Here is a 12866-nt window from a genome sequence, read left to right on the forward strand (position 1 = left end):
TCCTAATGTTCCTGAAGTTATTGATCGTTTTCAGAGCGTCAATTCGGATAAAGGAACTGACGTAATTCGAGTACCGAAACTTTTAATGTTGGGCAGGGTAGCGTTGTGATGTGCCCTGATGTTTTCGGCCGAGGTATGTTCTTTGTCGTGGGTAGTGTGTGCGTCTGCAACAAGAATTATATCATACCCCAGACCAGCGGCCCTTCTGATCGTTGTGTCGACACAGAACTCAGTGGCATAACCCGTTATAATCAGTTTAGCTACGTCTAGTGCCTTTAATTCTGTTTCCAAACTGGTGCGAAGAAATGAATCCGGTGTGGTTTTGCGAATAACTTTGTCATTCTTGCTCTGCTTGAGATCTTTAGCCAATCGCCAACCTTCACTTTCATACTCCACAATTGATTTTGGAGATTCATGATGGATAAAAAAAACAGGGATCTTTTTTTGCCTTGCTTCTTCTGTTATTTGATTAATATGTTTGATGACCTTGTCTAGTTGATAAGGTTGGGGCACAGGGTTAACCAGTCCTTGTTGCATATCAATAACAATAACGGCTGTACTCATAGAAGACTTTCCTCTAGTTACTGGTAATAAAAAAATTTTAGGCAGAAAGTGCGTGGCCAGTATTGTTCAAATCTGAAGTCCTAGCCAGAGAAATCTTACAAGCTGGTTCACGGCAATTTTGAGTAGGTTTTATTGATTACAGTAACCCTAGATGACGAAAGCTGCTATTGCCTGTTCTGCTGATGATCAGGTGATCGTGGAGTTCAATACCAAGTTTCCCGCAGATCTCTTTGATCTCTTTTGTCATGGTTATATCAGCTGGGGAGGGAGAGGGATCACCGCTGGGATGATTGTGAACCATAATCAAGGCAGAGGCACTGAGTTCTAACGCACGTTTCACGACTTCGCGCGGGTAAACAGGGGTGTGGTCAATTGTACCTTTTTGCTGAACTTCGTCAGCAATTAGCCGATTTTTCCGATCCAGAAAAAGAAGTCTAAATTGCTCTATCTTTTCCCGTGCCATGACGATTGTGCAATATTCAACAAGTCGATCCCAGCTATCAATAACCGGGTGTTCCAGAATAGCATTTTGGGTCAGGCGACGGGCGGCTTCTGGGATAAGTTTAAGAAGCGATGCCGCTGCATCGCCTACACCAGTAACTTGTTTTAGTTCATCTGGTGAAGCTGCAAAAACTTCGGCTAAAGAGCCGAACGTTTTGATAAGCTTTTTAGCTAGAGGTTTCGTATCTCCGCGCGGATTAACACCAAAGAGGAAGAACTCAAGCACTTCATAATCAGCGAGACTTTCAGCACCCTTTTCCAGCAGGCGCTGACGTAACCTATCGCGATGACCATGATAATGAGGTTTTTCTGTTTTCAAACTAATGCCTGAGTAAGTCCAAATCTAAGGGTAGTTAATCGTAAGGTGGTTTATGCCAGCCTTTTGGGGAGAGTGTGAAAATTTCGCAACCATCAGCGGTTACGCCCAGTGTGTGTTCATATTGCATGGAGAGAGATTTGTCTTTGGTCACCGCTGTCCAACCATCATTAAGGACTTTGACCGCATATTTACCCCCATTAATCATGGGCTCGATGGTAAAGATCATGCCTTCCAGCAGACGAGCGCCTTTTCCAGCTTGCCCATAATGCAAGACGCTCGGAGGCGTGTGGAAGCTGCGGCCAATTCCGTGGCCGCAAAAATCTTCGACCACTGAAAAGCGGTTTGCTTCGGCATAGGTTTGTATAGCATGTCCGATGTCACCCAGCGTTGCACCGGGCTTAACCGCTTCAATACCACGTAACAGGCATTCATAGGTTACTTCACTCAGGCGTTTACTTTTTACGCTTGGTTTACCAGCAAAAAACATGCGGCTGGTATCGCCATGCCATTCGTCCAAAATAACGGTTACATCGATGTTCAGACTATCTCCATCGCGCAGGATTTTGTCTTCGCCCGGAATACCGTGACAGACAACGTGGTTGACCGACGTACAGATTGATTTCGGAAAACCTTTGTAATTCAGCGGAGCAGGGACCGCGTTATGTGAGGTAATAAACTCATGACAGAGGTCGTTCAGTTTACCTGTGGATACACCGGGTTGGACGTGAGGTGTAATGAAATCCAAGGTTTCAGCAGCCAGACGGCCAGCTTTGCGCATGCCGGCAAAATCTTCTTCAGTGTAGGTTACAAACTGTCGTTCTTCACGTGTCAGGTTGTCGATCACGTTATTTCTTCCATTTCTTGCGAGTCTTATCAGTGCGTCATTTATTTACGCACTGTATTCAATATTACACGATAATTAAGGCCTATATACCTAGCTCTAGTGGCTTATCCAAGTGAATTCCCACGGGCGTAACATCACAGCTATAGGCAATAACCTCAACACCCCGTGTCATTGCGATTTTAAGCGCCTCTGCATAAACCGGGTCAATATCCTTGGCGGGAACAAACACAGTGCAATCCCCTCTCTGTGTCAGATAGAACATGACGGCTCTATGCCCTTCTTCTACCATGTCCCCCAGTTCTTGCAGATGTTTTGTTCCTCTGGCGGAAACGGCATCAGGAAACTCTGCCACGCCGGATGCTCTGCTCAAGGTAACTGATTTGATCTCCACATAGCAGTCAATTTTGTCCTCGGCTTGTAAAAAAACATCAATACGAGAATTCTGACCGTACTTAACTTCTCGTTTGATTGTTGTATAACCAGTAAGGAGTGGAATATTTCCCGCAGATATTTCTGCGAAGACAAGTTTGTTCGGGACAGCTGTATTGACCCCCACGGCTGTTTTTCCAGCAGCGCCTATTTCCCAGGTATATTTTAGTTTCCGTTTTGGATTATCTGACTCTGAAAGCCACACAGGCGAGCCAGTCTCGACAAGACCGAGCATTGATCCAGTATTGGTTGTGTGCGCGGTAACAACTGTGCCGTCCGTCAACTCGACGTCAGCTAAAAAGCGTTTATATCTTTTTACAAGTTTTCCGGGGATTAGAGCAGTGTCGAATTTCATAAGATCCTCTTTTTAATGACCTTAGTCGTTTCGCACTTTTTATGGCAAGTGAAATTAATAAAGAACTCACACATGTTGTGTAAGATAGAGCAGTGTTGATTGAAAAGGTTCTTAGGTGCCATTTATATCACTTGCCAAAGACTTGGAAGCCAGTACAAGGTGTTGTTAACGTTTCATACGCTGTTACTATTTATACCAATCCTGTTTAATGACAGATATTTGTTTGTCCACTGATTTACCCATTACCTTATCGGGAGAATTTTTATGAATTGCCGCCATGTTCTTACCGCTTCTGCTGTTGCAATCCTGCTTTCAGGGTGTGCTTTTGGTGGTAAAAGCGAGCAAGTGGCGCCAAAGCAATCAAAGACCTATTCATCCTCCTCTCCTGCCTTGGCTGTACCGCCAAGTGATAATTCGAACGAAGTCATTAACCAAAATGTGACTGGTACAGTAAATGAGACTGGCGATAGTCTGAGTATCAGCGACCAACCTGTAACGAACAGCTATCCTTATGGCTCTGCAGAACCTGCACCGACACCTGCGCAGTCCCAAGGGCAACCGATTATTAAAGCACCAGATGGAAAGCTATATTCCGCGGAAACACCTAAAGCCGAAGTTGACTATGAAAACGATGTTGCTTCCTGTCACTACTATGCAAAAGGTCTTGTTGCACACGATGCGCGGATTGAGGATGATCGTGGTGGCAGTTTTGGGGATAGTTTAGGTGGGGGGACGTCTTCTCTTTTAACGCTGCGCCAGAATATCGATAGAAAAGATGTGAAAAAAAGACAGGCTATTCACTTCAATCGTTGTATGCAAACCAAAGGCTATTATCAGCGATAATAGTGATCCAGAATTCGTAAAAATCTATAATGGCATTGGACTGTCTTGAAGCTTGCGTGCTCGTGGCTTGGAAAATATTGGCTCTTAAGCAATTCAGGCTATTCTCAATTCATTAGTTTGTTTCTTGGTTCATTCTACTCTCTTCTCCGGAGTATTCTTCTGGTTTGATTTCTTTACTGGAAAATAATTTCTTTCTTCAGGCGTAATCCATGGTCAATTTTATTTTGGCAAATGTACGATTTCTGGCTTTTGGTTTTGTTGTGGCGTTCGCATCGAGCTTTGGGCAAACATTCTATGTCTCTTTGTTTAACCAGGAAATACGAACCGAACTCAATTTATCGCACGGTGATTTCGGCGCCCTTTATTCTGCCGCGACCTTGATTAGCGGTTTTGCTGTGATCTGGTTTGGCAAGCAGATTGATTATATGGATTTGCGGCTCTACAGCTATCTTGTGATCCTCGGATTGTGTATTGCTGCGTTGGGCATGGCTTTCATTCCTTCTGGCTTCCCTTTTTTGATTTTACCGTTGTTTTTCCTTGTTCGGTTATGTGGGCAAGGCCTTATGAGCCATATCTCTGTGACGGCAATGGCGCGATATTTTCACGATAACAGAGGACGGGCGATTTCTATTGCTTCGTTAGGCCTTTCGTTAGGTGAAGCAAGTCTGCCTTTGTTGACGATATGGTTGTTGAGTTGGTTAAACTGGCGTGAAGCATGGATCTTGAATGCCGGGGTTTTAGGTCTTGTTCTTATGCCTTTGGTCTTCATGCTTTTGCGTGGCCATAGTGAACGCGATGCACGTATGAATGAACAGATTAAAAGTCAGGCATTAGCATCAGGAAACGATGATCTTCATAAACAATGGACACGCTGTGACGTCTTACGTGATCCTTCGTTTTATTTGATGTTACCGGGTTTGAGTACTTTGGCCTTTATCGTGACCGGAATCTTTTTCCATCAAATCCATATTGTCACGGGCAAAGGGTGGTCGATGGCGTGGTTTGCTGGAAACTTTACCATATATGCGGTGATGATAACCATCAGTGCTGTCATGGCGGGGTCTTTGGTAGATCGCTTTGGTGCTGTGCGGTTACTGGTTGTTCATATTCCCATCTTCTTGATTGGGTTATTGTTTCTTGGGTTATCAGAACATCTATATGCGGCAACTCTTTTTATGAGTTTTATCGGTATTTCTGTCGGCTTTGGGTCGACAGTGACGAGCGCAATATGGGCTGAAATTTATGGTACCAGACACATTGGGGCGATACGTGCGATGGCAATGTCTGTTTCTGTTCTGGCCTCTGCTCTTTCCCCCGTGCTTTTCGGATGGCTCTTTGACCTCGGTGTTTCGTCCGAGGCTGTTGTTATGGGGTGTGTTGTCTGGTGTGTGTTCGCTACTCTGTGTCTTCGGGGCGCGCAGAGGCAATTTTTAAAAAGAAGAGTTGGCAAGTAAACAATGTTTTTTGTTTGATAACAATCGACATCAACGCATCAGGGTAACTTTAATTTTCTAGAAATTCAGAGAAGATTGTTGTTCCCAAGGGGCATTCTTTGTAGCCTGATTAACTAGCTTGTGCGATTTTTCTGCACTTTTTACCTCTTACCATTTGCCCTCTTATTATTTGTAAGGATTGAGATTATTATGAATTGGAAGATCTATTTATCTGGTGAAATTCATACGAACTGGCGCGAAGAAATTGAACAGCAGGTAAAGGTCTTGGACTTACCTGTCGAAATCTATGCGCCAGTTACCGATCACGCGTCTTCTGATGACTGTGGTGTCTCTATTCTCGGGGCAGAAGAAGATAAGTTCTGGCATGATCATAAGGGGGCAAAGGTAAACGCAATCCGTACCCGAACACTGATTGAAAAGTCCGATGTTGTGGTGGTTTGCTTTGGCGAGAAATATAAACAGTGGAATGCTGCCTTTGATGCTGGCTATGCCTCTGCATTGGGAAAATCGCTTATTATTATGCACGGCCCCGATCATCAGCATGCTTTAAAAGAAGTTGATGCTGCTGCACTGGCGGTTACACGAACACCGAAGGAGGTTGTTAATGTTTTGAGCTATGTGATCCGTGGAGAGCTTTGATTTGCCTGATGATGTTGATTTGAAAAGATGACAACCAGAGTAGGCAAGGGGCAACGGGATAAGATGGAACGAATTTACACGGCATGTCTGATCATTATCGGAAATGAAATTCTTTCAGGACGAACACAGGATTCAAATCTTGCATTCCTTGGGGAAAAGTTGAATGAAATCGGTATAAGAATGGACGAAGCCAGAGTAGTGCCTGACATTCCGGAGCGGGTCATGCACACAGTTAATGAAGTTCGAAGTGCTTTTGACTATGTCTTTACCACAGGTGGAATTGGTCCAACCCATGACGATATTACATCACAATGCGTTGCAGATTCTTTTGATGTTCCCTTAATTCTTCATCCTGATGCACACAAGGCTATGTTGTCTTTTTATGGTCAAGAGCAGTTAACCGAGGCGCGTTTGCGTATGGCTCATGTGCCCGAAGGTGCCAAGCTTATTGAGAATGACATATCCATTGCGCCGGGATATCAAATTGAAAACGTTTTTGTTATGGCTGGCGTGCCCAAGATAATGCAGTCGATGTTTTCTAAATTAGCGCCGGGGCTTACAGGCGGGAAACCGATGGTTTCAAGGACTTTGACGTCGCATGCAAAAGAGGGTGAAATTGCCAAAGATCTTGGTGATATTCAAAGAAAATTCCCTGATGTCGATGTTGGCAGCTATCCATTTATGGGGCGAGGCGGAACAGGTGTGCGTATCGTGATGCGCTCTACGGATGAGAATCTACTCATGCAGTGTGAAGAAGCAATTGATGCTGTCCTGAACAGCTATACTTAGCCAATTGAACACGGCACTCTTTTTATTTTTATTGATAAAGTTGGGTGCTTTGATTGGGTAAGAATTGAATAAGTAGAGTGATGTAAAAAGAGGTACACTTAAATATATTAACTATATTTGCGACTATAAAAATACCAATAATGTAGTGCTCTTTATCATTAGGTTGTTTATTTTCTTGTTATTTTTACACTTTTGGTTCATTTTAAAGTATATGGGATTTTATGAAAATGCACTGAAGTCGACGGGGGATCGATAGAAATGCAAGACGCATTAAAAGTAAACATAGAAGAACGCCGTGGCAAGGCACGAATTGGGGCTGCCTTGAGTGGCAGCTTGAAGTTTGGTCCGGAACTATCGACCAACTGTGAAGTTGTGGATGTTTCTGTGACTGGAGTGAAGGTTCAACTTGCTGATACTGTTCCTTTAAACAGTGAAGTTACACTCATTCTTCCAGGATCCGTACATTTTGGTGGCGAGGTAATGTGGCGTCATGGGCTGCAGGTGGGGTTGAAGTTTAGGAATTCGCCTGAAAAAATAGCCGAGCGCTTGTCTGGGTTTCTTAACCGTGACGATATGCGGGTTTTACATAGTTAAGCAAAACTGTTTATATTTAGCATGAAAATATAAAGCTCTTCTGATCAAGAAGAGCTTTATTTGTTTTAGCAGGCTAGCGAAGAACCTGTTTCAGTCCTATCTTGATCGTATTCCAGAACAAGCTCATCCCAAAGGCGCAAGGCTTCGGGTAATGTCATTTTTCCGTATGCTTCCATAAAGCGTTTTGCGAGTGGTAAAAACACTGCTTTATCTTTCTTCTGCCAGATATTTAAGTGCCACTTCTGACCGGATGATGCAATGCCTTCGCCTGTTGCAAAACCGAGAGCGGCAATCTCTTGCCCATTTTTTTGTAAGGTGAAACGGACAAAGTCATACTCACCTGTTTCATAAAAAAGAATGCGGTCGATATCATCAGAGGACAGTGTCTCTGCGATTAATACGTCGGCCTGCTTACCTGGGCTTGGAATAAGAACCGGATAGCTTTCTTTTGCTTCTCGCTCGCATTGATACCCGAGAAGGACACCTTGTTTGAAATGTTGAATATCAATTGAACGTCCCAAGACAATTTCAAGGACATCTTGGTCCATCAGCGAGCCAAAGAAGAAAAGAGGTAAAGTGGTGTCATGTGTATTTTTCTCAGGCATACTGTATCTCAGGCATATTGTATCTCGGGCATGTTGAAGCTTGGGAAATTTTTCTTTTTATGCAAATCTCTTTGTTAAAATTGTAAATACAAATTCAAAAGAGAGCAGGGATGTGTTCTAGCAACGATCTCTTCTGCAAAAGGAAGAGTGGTGCGGACGGCGGGACTTGAACCCGCACGGCCGAAGCCAACGGATTTTCATACCATCTACAGCTTTCGCTGCCACGCCTTTGATGCAAGCACCGCGCGTTTGTGGTCTGGACTATCCCTTCACCATAACAAGGCCTAACTCACTGATCCTTGCCGTAGGTGCTGCCCGTCTAGTCTCTACACCTTCCCAAATCTTTTTCAAGTCTTGGGCTTGGCTCGGGATTGGCATCATCTTGCGATCTAAGCTTTCCCCGAATTTGAGCAGTTCTACTCTCTAGGTTTCCCCAAAGGCACTCAATTTTTTAAGTCCGTCGTGTCTACCAATTCCACCACGTCCGCACGTGTTGTCTAGGACACTCTATGGGGAAATCTCTCGCCCGAAAGCGTCTTTATGTCAATGATTCGTTTTTGGGATTTAAAACTTTTTTGATTTTTTTCCAAATACAGTATGTGTTCTTTCAAAGAAGCAAGAATTTGATTTTCAACGAAATTAAAGTTTATGATCAGCTGTCTTCGTTTTGTGTGTTGTTATCAAAGTCGCCTGTGTTGTGGTTGTTACTAACAATTTCACCTCTTTCTTTGGCCCTGTCCAAATCAACTTGTACGTTGGGAACAAAATCATCAGCGGTGGCTTCATCAAGTAACCATTCCCGAAAAACCTTGATCTTGGTGATCTCGGACGTGCTTTGCGGGGTGACGACATAGTATTGATAAGTTGATGGTGTTTTCGGGCCAAAAGGACACACCAATCGACCAGCCTTTAGATCATCATAGGTGAGTGATGTACGGCCCAAGGCGATTCCTTGCCCCTCTATGGCTGCTTGTAGAATAAGGCCGGAATCATTGTACCCCGGCCCCTTGTCGGGATCTATGTCAGTGACGCCGGCAATATGTAACCAACGACGCCAGTTAACAGCGAAAGGTTCTTCGCCAACATCATCATGAAGTAATGTATGATATTTGAGATCATTTGGTGTACGAAGGGGTAATGATCCTTTAAGCAGATGAGGGCTACAGACGACAAGGCTCTCGTCTTCCATCATTTTGTCCACACGACAGCCCGGGTATTGTCCTGCACCAAATCGGATTGCCAAATCCACATCGTCGCGTGAAAAATTACTTTTGGTAATGGTTGCCGAAACGAGAATATCGATTTCAGGGTGTTTTCGCCGGAATTTGGGAAGGCGTGGCAATAACCACTTTGCAGCGAAGGATGGCATGACAGAAACTTTAAGAGTGCCACGGTCCCCGCCATCATAAAGCTTCTGGGTTGTTGATTTTATAATGTCAAAAGCTTCACTGACAGCAGGTAACAGAATTTGTGCTTCGTCCGTAAGAATAAGGCGTCGATTCATTCTACGGAAAAGTTGAATTCCTAGATGATCTTCGAGTGATTTGATTTGATGGCTAACAGCTGCCTGTGTCACAAAAAGCTCTTGTGCCGCTTTCGTAAATGAAAGTTGGCGGGCCGCGGCTTCAAAGGCGCGCAAGGCGTTCAATGGTGGGAGTGGTCTCAGCATGATTTCACATTATAAAATCTAATCCGATATATGAAATAACATCGTTTGAGATTGAAATCAAACAGTCATATTTTAGCTATATCAAAGAACACAGAGAACAATAGCCCACTTGGGCGGTTTATTTCAGATAAGGAGAACTGTTATGGCAAATGTAACAATGCACAAAACCTATACTTTTGGTATGTTGCACAAAAATAAGCCGGGCGTATCCTTTTTGAAGGCGCCTATTACCAGCACCACCCAGAAACTGATTACATGGCAAGAGCGTTTAAACGAGCGTGCAAACCTTCGAGATGCCGATGCCCATCTGTTGTTGGATATGGGAATTTCTGCCGGGGCTGCACAACGCGAAGCATCTAAACCATTCTGGATTAGCTAATAAGAATTACCCTGCCCCGACCGCGCTATCGGGTTCTTCTGAAAAGAAGGTAGCGTAACTTCCCTTGTGGAACTTTATAAAGCCCGTTAATTGCTCGCCGACAGCTATTAGCGGGCTTTTAAAGTTTTTTAAGTGCTGTTTGGTTTGATGCGAATGCAGTGATCGTGTGTAGGTGATTATCAGGGAAGGAACTGTTCGCGGATAATACGTTCTTCCAGGTTATGCTCTTCATCAAAAAGAAGGTTCATATCCACGCTATTGTCCTGACGCACACTGACACGTTTGACGTGTTTGATTTCCGTGAAGTCAGCCGTTGCCGATATGGGGCGCTTTTCAGTGTCCAGGGTTCTAAAGGTAACCTCTGCTGTTGCAGGAAGGAGGGCCCCTCGCCATCGTCTTGGCCTAAAAGCACTAATGGGTGTCATGGCAAGAAGAGAAGCGCCGATGGGAACGATAGGTCCATGAGCAGACAGATTATAAGCTGTGCTGCCAGCGGGAGTTGATAAAATAACACCGTCGCAGACCAGTTCTTGCATGCGTTCTATGCCATCGATGTCGATGCCGACACTTGCTGCCTGACGGCTATCCCGATGTAGAGAGACTTCATTGATAGCTAGTGCTTCAAACTTTTGCCCGCTGACCGTCTCAACAGACATACGGAGCGGGTGCAAGGTAATTTTTACGGCTTTTTCAATGCGTATATCAAGTTGATCTTCGTTATACTCGTTTAGTAGAAAGCCAATGGTGCCACGGTTCATGCCATAGATCGGAACGTCTAAGCCAATGAATTGATGTAGAGTTTCCAGCATGAAACCATCGCCGCCTAAGGCAACAATCACATCTGCTTCGTCTGGGGAGACAGCTTTGTATTTATTCTCCAGGCATTCTAATGCATTGGTTGCACGTTCTGTTTCAGAAGCAACAAATGCGACACGTTTTCTGCTCATCGTTTTTTTCTCATGGCAGCGAGCCTTTTCCGTAAAACATCACAAACATTACTGATATGTATTTCACAAATAATAACAATAGACTGACAGCCACTTGCAGCGGTGTCAAAATGTCTGATACTGATTGATACATAAAATATTCAAAAGGGGAGTTTATTTTGATCCGTTCATTGTTTTTCGTAGTTTTAACTGTCATTGGCTACAGCAGTGTTTTTAGTACGTCGCTTCATGCCGCAGACAGACACGCCGGTTATTATTATCCCGAACCGGTTTACCGGGAAATCTACAAAGCCAGAGCAAAACAGATTGCAACATCAAATCGCAAAACACGTATTGCTTTTGTAACATCTATTACCCAGCAGAGTATGCAGCGGGAGTTTTCTCCGACAGCGGCAATCTTTGCGAAAGGCAATGATGCAGAGAAACTCATAATTGTTGGTTTGGAAGATGGTCGACTGGATACGATTTATCGTGCGCGGGCGATTTTTGCCAACATGACAGCGGGGGCACGGACATTACCCGTTTTTCAGGAACTGGGTGTTGAAGATGTGTTCACTTTCTTTGATCTTGCTGCCTTGATGGGCTTCACGCAAATTACCATAACCAATGGTCGAAACTTCACACATCAGGTTATTCTCCAGTAATGTTTTATTGTTGTATTGGATAGAAGCAAAACCTAATGATCGCTCGTATTTTTCTACCCTTTGCCATAGGTTATTTCCTCTCGTTTTTACTGCGTGTTGTAAATGCGGTTATTGCACCTGACCTTGTGTCTGAATTGAGCTTGTCAGCGGCAGACCTGGGGTTGTTGACGAGTGCTTTTTTCATTGCCTTTGCTCTCACCCAACTCCCGTTGGGGCTGTTATTGGATCGCTATGGGCCGCGAAAGGTGGAAAGCGCTTTTCTATTGTTTACAGCGGTTGGTGCGCTTTTGTTTTCCTGGGCCGAGAGCTTTTCGCTTCTTATTTTGGGACGGGCTTTAATCGGGTTTGGTGTATCTGCTTGTATGATGGCGGCATTTAAAGCCTACGTCAGCTGGGTTCCCAAGGAACGGCTTGCTTTAATCAATGGATGTCATCTTGCTGCTGGTGGATTAGGGGCCATTGCTGGAACTGCACCTGTCGAATTGCTCGCTGATCTTATGGGGTGGCGAGGTGTTTTTGTCGTTCTGGCGGTAATGTCTTTGTGCATTTCAGTGTTGATCTACATCGTCATTCCTCGACGTGACGAGATTCCGGCGAGTGAAAGTGTAGCAAAGCAAGTCAAAGATTATGGTCTGGTGTTTAAAAGCCCGTTCTTCTGGCGTATCACTCCTTTTACTGTCATGTCTCAGGCCGCATTCTTTTCCCTACAGGCACTGTGGTCTGGTCCGTGGTTACGTGACGTTGCCGGCTTTGATCGTGACATCGTTGCATGGGGGTTAACGCTAATTGCGATTTCCGTTTTTGTTGGTTTTCTCATCGGTGGTATCGTGACGGATTGGTTACGCCGTCATAACATCAGTTCTATTACCATCGGGTTTTATGGCATGTTGCTTTGCATGATCCCACAGGCTCTTTTGCTGTTTGAGATAAACTCATTTTTGACTGTCAGTATTGTTTGGATGGCATTTGGTTTGTTGGGGACGGGTGGGTATCTTATTTATCCCGGATTTTCCCAATTTTTCCCAAGTTACCTGGCTGGGCGCGTTAATACGGCCTTGAATTCTTTGGTGTTTGTTGTCGCCTTTGTTGGGCAATGGGCTGTTGGTGCAGTCATTGAATTATGGCCTGAGCAAGCCGCAGGCGGGTATGCTGTAGAGGGGTATCAGGCAGGCATTATTATGTTGATCGTTGCCCAATCAATCGGTGTTGGGTGGTATTATTTTTTCCCAATGATGATTAAAGGCCAGTCGCCAACGTAATACAGATGTGAAAAAGGGTATTTGTTTTAACT

General features: G+C 44.4%; 15 protein-coding genes and 1 tRNA gene. 8 read left to right on the forward strand and 8 right to left on the reverse strand.

The genetic code is table 11. The features are described 5' to 3' along the window. Positions 1–30 precede the first annotated feature (30 nt). The 4 genes from WH96_RS18420 to sfsA all read right to left on the reverse strand — a co-directional run bounded on the left by WH96_RS18420 (position 31) and on the right by sfsA (position 3012). A complete protein-coding gene (locus tag WH96_RS18420; RefSeq protein ID WP_047765701.1) occupies positions 31–564 on the reverse strand; it encodes a cysteine hydrolase family protein in 534 nt (177 codons plus the stop codon). A 136-nt stretch (positions 565–700) separates the two neighbouring features. After that, on the reverse strand, positions 701–1384 hold the full coding sequence (gene radC / locus WH96_RS18425) for a RadC family protein (RefSeq protein WP_082130579.1): 684 nt from the start codon (positions 1382–1384) through the stop codon (positions 701–703). Between the two features lie 34 nt (positions 1385–1418). After that, entirely contained in the window at positions 1419–2228 is an 810-nt protein-coding gene (gene map / locus WH96_RS18430; RefSeq protein ID WP_082130580.1) for a type I methionyl aminopeptidase, read from the reverse strand. A gap of 82 nt (positions 2229–2310) precedes the next feature. Continuing rightward, on the reverse strand, positions 2311–3012 hold the full coding sequence (gene sfsA / locus WH96_RS18435) for a DNA/RNA nuclease SfsA (RefSeq protein WP_047765703.1): 702 nt from the start codon (positions 3010–3012) through the stop codon (positions 2311–2313). 264 nt (positions 3013–3276) lie between these two features. Between sfsA and WH96_RS18440 the strand changes: the two genes are divergently transcribed. From WH96_RS18440 to WH96_RS18460, 5 genes are all read left to right on the forward strand, one after another. Continuing rightward, positions 3277–3855 carry a hypothetical protein gene (locus WH96_RS18440; RefSeq protein WP_047765704.1) on the forward strand — a complete coding sequence of 193 codons (579 nt, stop codon included), beginning with the start codon at positions 3277–3279 and terminating at the stop codon, positions 3853–3855. Positions 3856–4064: 209 nt separating this feature from the next. Continuing rightward, complete coding sequence (locus WH96_RS18445) at positions 4065–5309, forward strand: MFS transporter (RefSeq protein WP_047765705.1); 1245 nt, start codon at positions 4065–4067, stop codon at positions 5307–5309. A gap of 189 nt (positions 5310–5498) precedes the next feature. Continuing rightward, a complete protein-coding gene (locus WH96_RS18450) occupies positions 5499–5948 on the forward strand; it encodes a YtoQ family protein (RefSeq protein ID WP_047765706.1) in 450 nt (149 codons plus the stop codon). Positions 5949–5975: 27 nt separating this feature from the next. Then, on the forward strand, positions 5976–6737 hold the full coding sequence (locus WH96_RS18455) for a competence/damage-inducible protein A (RefSeq protein ID WP_245629510.1): 762 nt from the start codon (positions 5976–5978) through the stop codon (positions 6735–6737). A gap of 258 nt (positions 6738–6995) precedes the next feature. Further along, the gene (locus tag WH96_RS18460) at positions 6996–7331 is read left to right on the forward strand and encodes a PilZ domain-containing protein (protein ID WP_047765708.1); all 336 of its coding nucleotides are present in this window, start codon (positions 6996–6998) and stop codon (positions 7329–7331) included. Between the two features lie 65 nt (positions 7332–7396). Here WH96_RS18460 and WH96_RS21575 read toward each other — a convergent pair whose 3' ends face one another. The 3 genes from WH96_RS21575 to WH96_RS18470 all read right to left on the reverse strand — a co-directional run bounded on the left by WH96_RS21575 (position 7397) and on the right by WH96_RS18470 (position 9605). Then, positions 7397–7936, reverse strand: coding sequence for a gamma-glutamylcyclotransferase family protein (locus tag WH96_RS21575; RefSeq protein WP_053006130.1), 540 nt, complete (start codon positions 7934–7936; stop codon positions 7397–7399). A 148-nt stretch (positions 7937–8084) separates the two neighbouring features. Next, positions 8085–8155, reverse strand: a tRNA-OTHER gene (locus WH96_RS22020). A 433-nt stretch (positions 8156–8588) separates the two neighbouring features. Then, entirely contained in the window at positions 8589–9605 is a 1017-nt protein-coding gene (locus tag WH96_RS18470; protein WP_047765709.1) for a transcriptional regulator GcvA, read from the reverse strand. Between the two features lie 142 nt (positions 9606–9747). Between WH96_RS18470 and WH96_RS18475 the strand changes: the two genes are divergently transcribed. Continuing rightward, the gene (locus WH96_RS18475) at positions 9748–9984 is read left to right on the forward strand and encodes a DUF1127 domain-containing protein (RefSeq protein ID WP_047765710.1); all 237 of its coding nucleotides are present in this window, start codon (positions 9748–9750) and stop codon (positions 9982–9984) included. 179 nt (positions 9985–10163) lie between these two features. Here WH96_RS18475 and WH96_RS18480 read toward each other — a convergent pair whose 3' ends face one another. After that, positions 10164–10931 (reverse strand): NAD kinase, encoded by a 768-nt coding sequence (locus tag WH96_RS18480; RefSeq protein WP_047765711.1) that lies wholly within the window; start codon positions 10929–10931, stop codon positions 10164–10166. 158 nt (positions 10932–11089) lie between these two features. Between WH96_RS18480 and WH96_RS18485 the strand changes: the two genes are divergently transcribed. Then, positions 11090–11575 carry a hypothetical protein gene (locus WH96_RS18485; RefSeq protein ID WP_218045089.1) on the forward strand — a complete coding sequence of 162 codons (486 nt, stop codon included), beginning with the start codon at positions 11090–11092 and terminating at the stop codon, positions 11573–11575. Positions 11576–11610: 35 nt separating this feature from the next. Then, positions 11611–12834 carry an MFS transporter gene (locus tag WH96_RS18490; protein ID WP_047765712.1) on the forward strand — a complete coding sequence of 408 codons (1224 nt, stop codon included), beginning with the start codon at positions 11611–11613 and terminating at the stop codon, positions 12832–12834. Positions 12835–12866: the final 32 nt, after the last annotated feature.

Source organism: Kiloniella spongiae (assembly GCF_001026905.1).
Lineage (GTDB): Bacteria > Pseudomonadota > Alphaproteobacteria > Kiloniellales > Kiloniellaceae > Kiloniella > Kiloniella spongiae.

Bases quoted from the DNA above. Each gene is read 5' to 3' on its own strand.
- WH96_RS18420 (WP_047765701.1), bottom strand. From the start codon at position 564: ATGAGTACAGCCGTTATTGTTATTGATATGCAACAAGGACTGGTTAAC.
- sfsA (WP_047765703.1), bottom strand. From the start codon at position 3,012: ATGAAATTCGACACTGCTCTAATCCCCGGAAAACTTGTAAAAAGATAT.
- WH96_RS18440 (WP_047765704.1), top strand. From the start codon at position 3,277: ATGAATTGCCGCCATGTTCTTACCGCTTCTGCTGTTGCAATCCTGCTT.
- WH96_RS18445 (WP_047765705.1), top strand. From the start codon at position 4,065: ATGGTCAATTTTATTTTGGCAAATGTACGATTTCTGGCTTTTGGTTTT.
- WH96_RS18450 (WP_047765706.1), top strand. From the start codon at position 5,499: ATGAATTGGAAGATCTATTTATCTGGTGAAATTCATACGAACTGGCGC.
- WH96_RS18455 (WP_245629510.1), top strand. From the start codon at position 5,976: ATGACAACCAGAGTAGGCAAGGGGCAACGGGATAAGATGGAACGAATT.
- WH96_RS18460 (WP_047765708.1), top strand. From the start codon at position 6,996: ATGCAAGACGCATTAAAAGTAAACATAGAAGAACGCCGTGGCAAGGCA.
- WH96_RS21575 (WP_053006130.1), bottom strand. From the start codon at position 7,936: ATGCCTGAGAAAAATACACATGACACCACTTTACCTCTTTTCTTCTTT.
- WH96_RS18470 (WP_047765709.1), bottom strand. From the start codon at position 9,605: ATGCTGAGACCACTCCCACCATTGAACGCCTTGCGCGCCTTTGAAGCC.
- WH96_RS18475 (WP_047765710.1), top strand. From the start codon at position 9,748: ATGGCAAATGTAACAATGCACAAAACCTATACTTTTGGTATGTTGCAC.
- WH96_RS18480 (WP_047765711.1), bottom strand. From the start codon at position 10,931: ATGAGCAGAAAACGTGTCGCATTTGTTGCTTCTGAAACAGAACGTGCA.
- WH96_RS18490 (WP_047765712.1), top strand. From the start codon at position 11,611: ATGATCGCTCGTATTTTTCTACCCTTTGCCATAGGTTATTTCCTCTCG.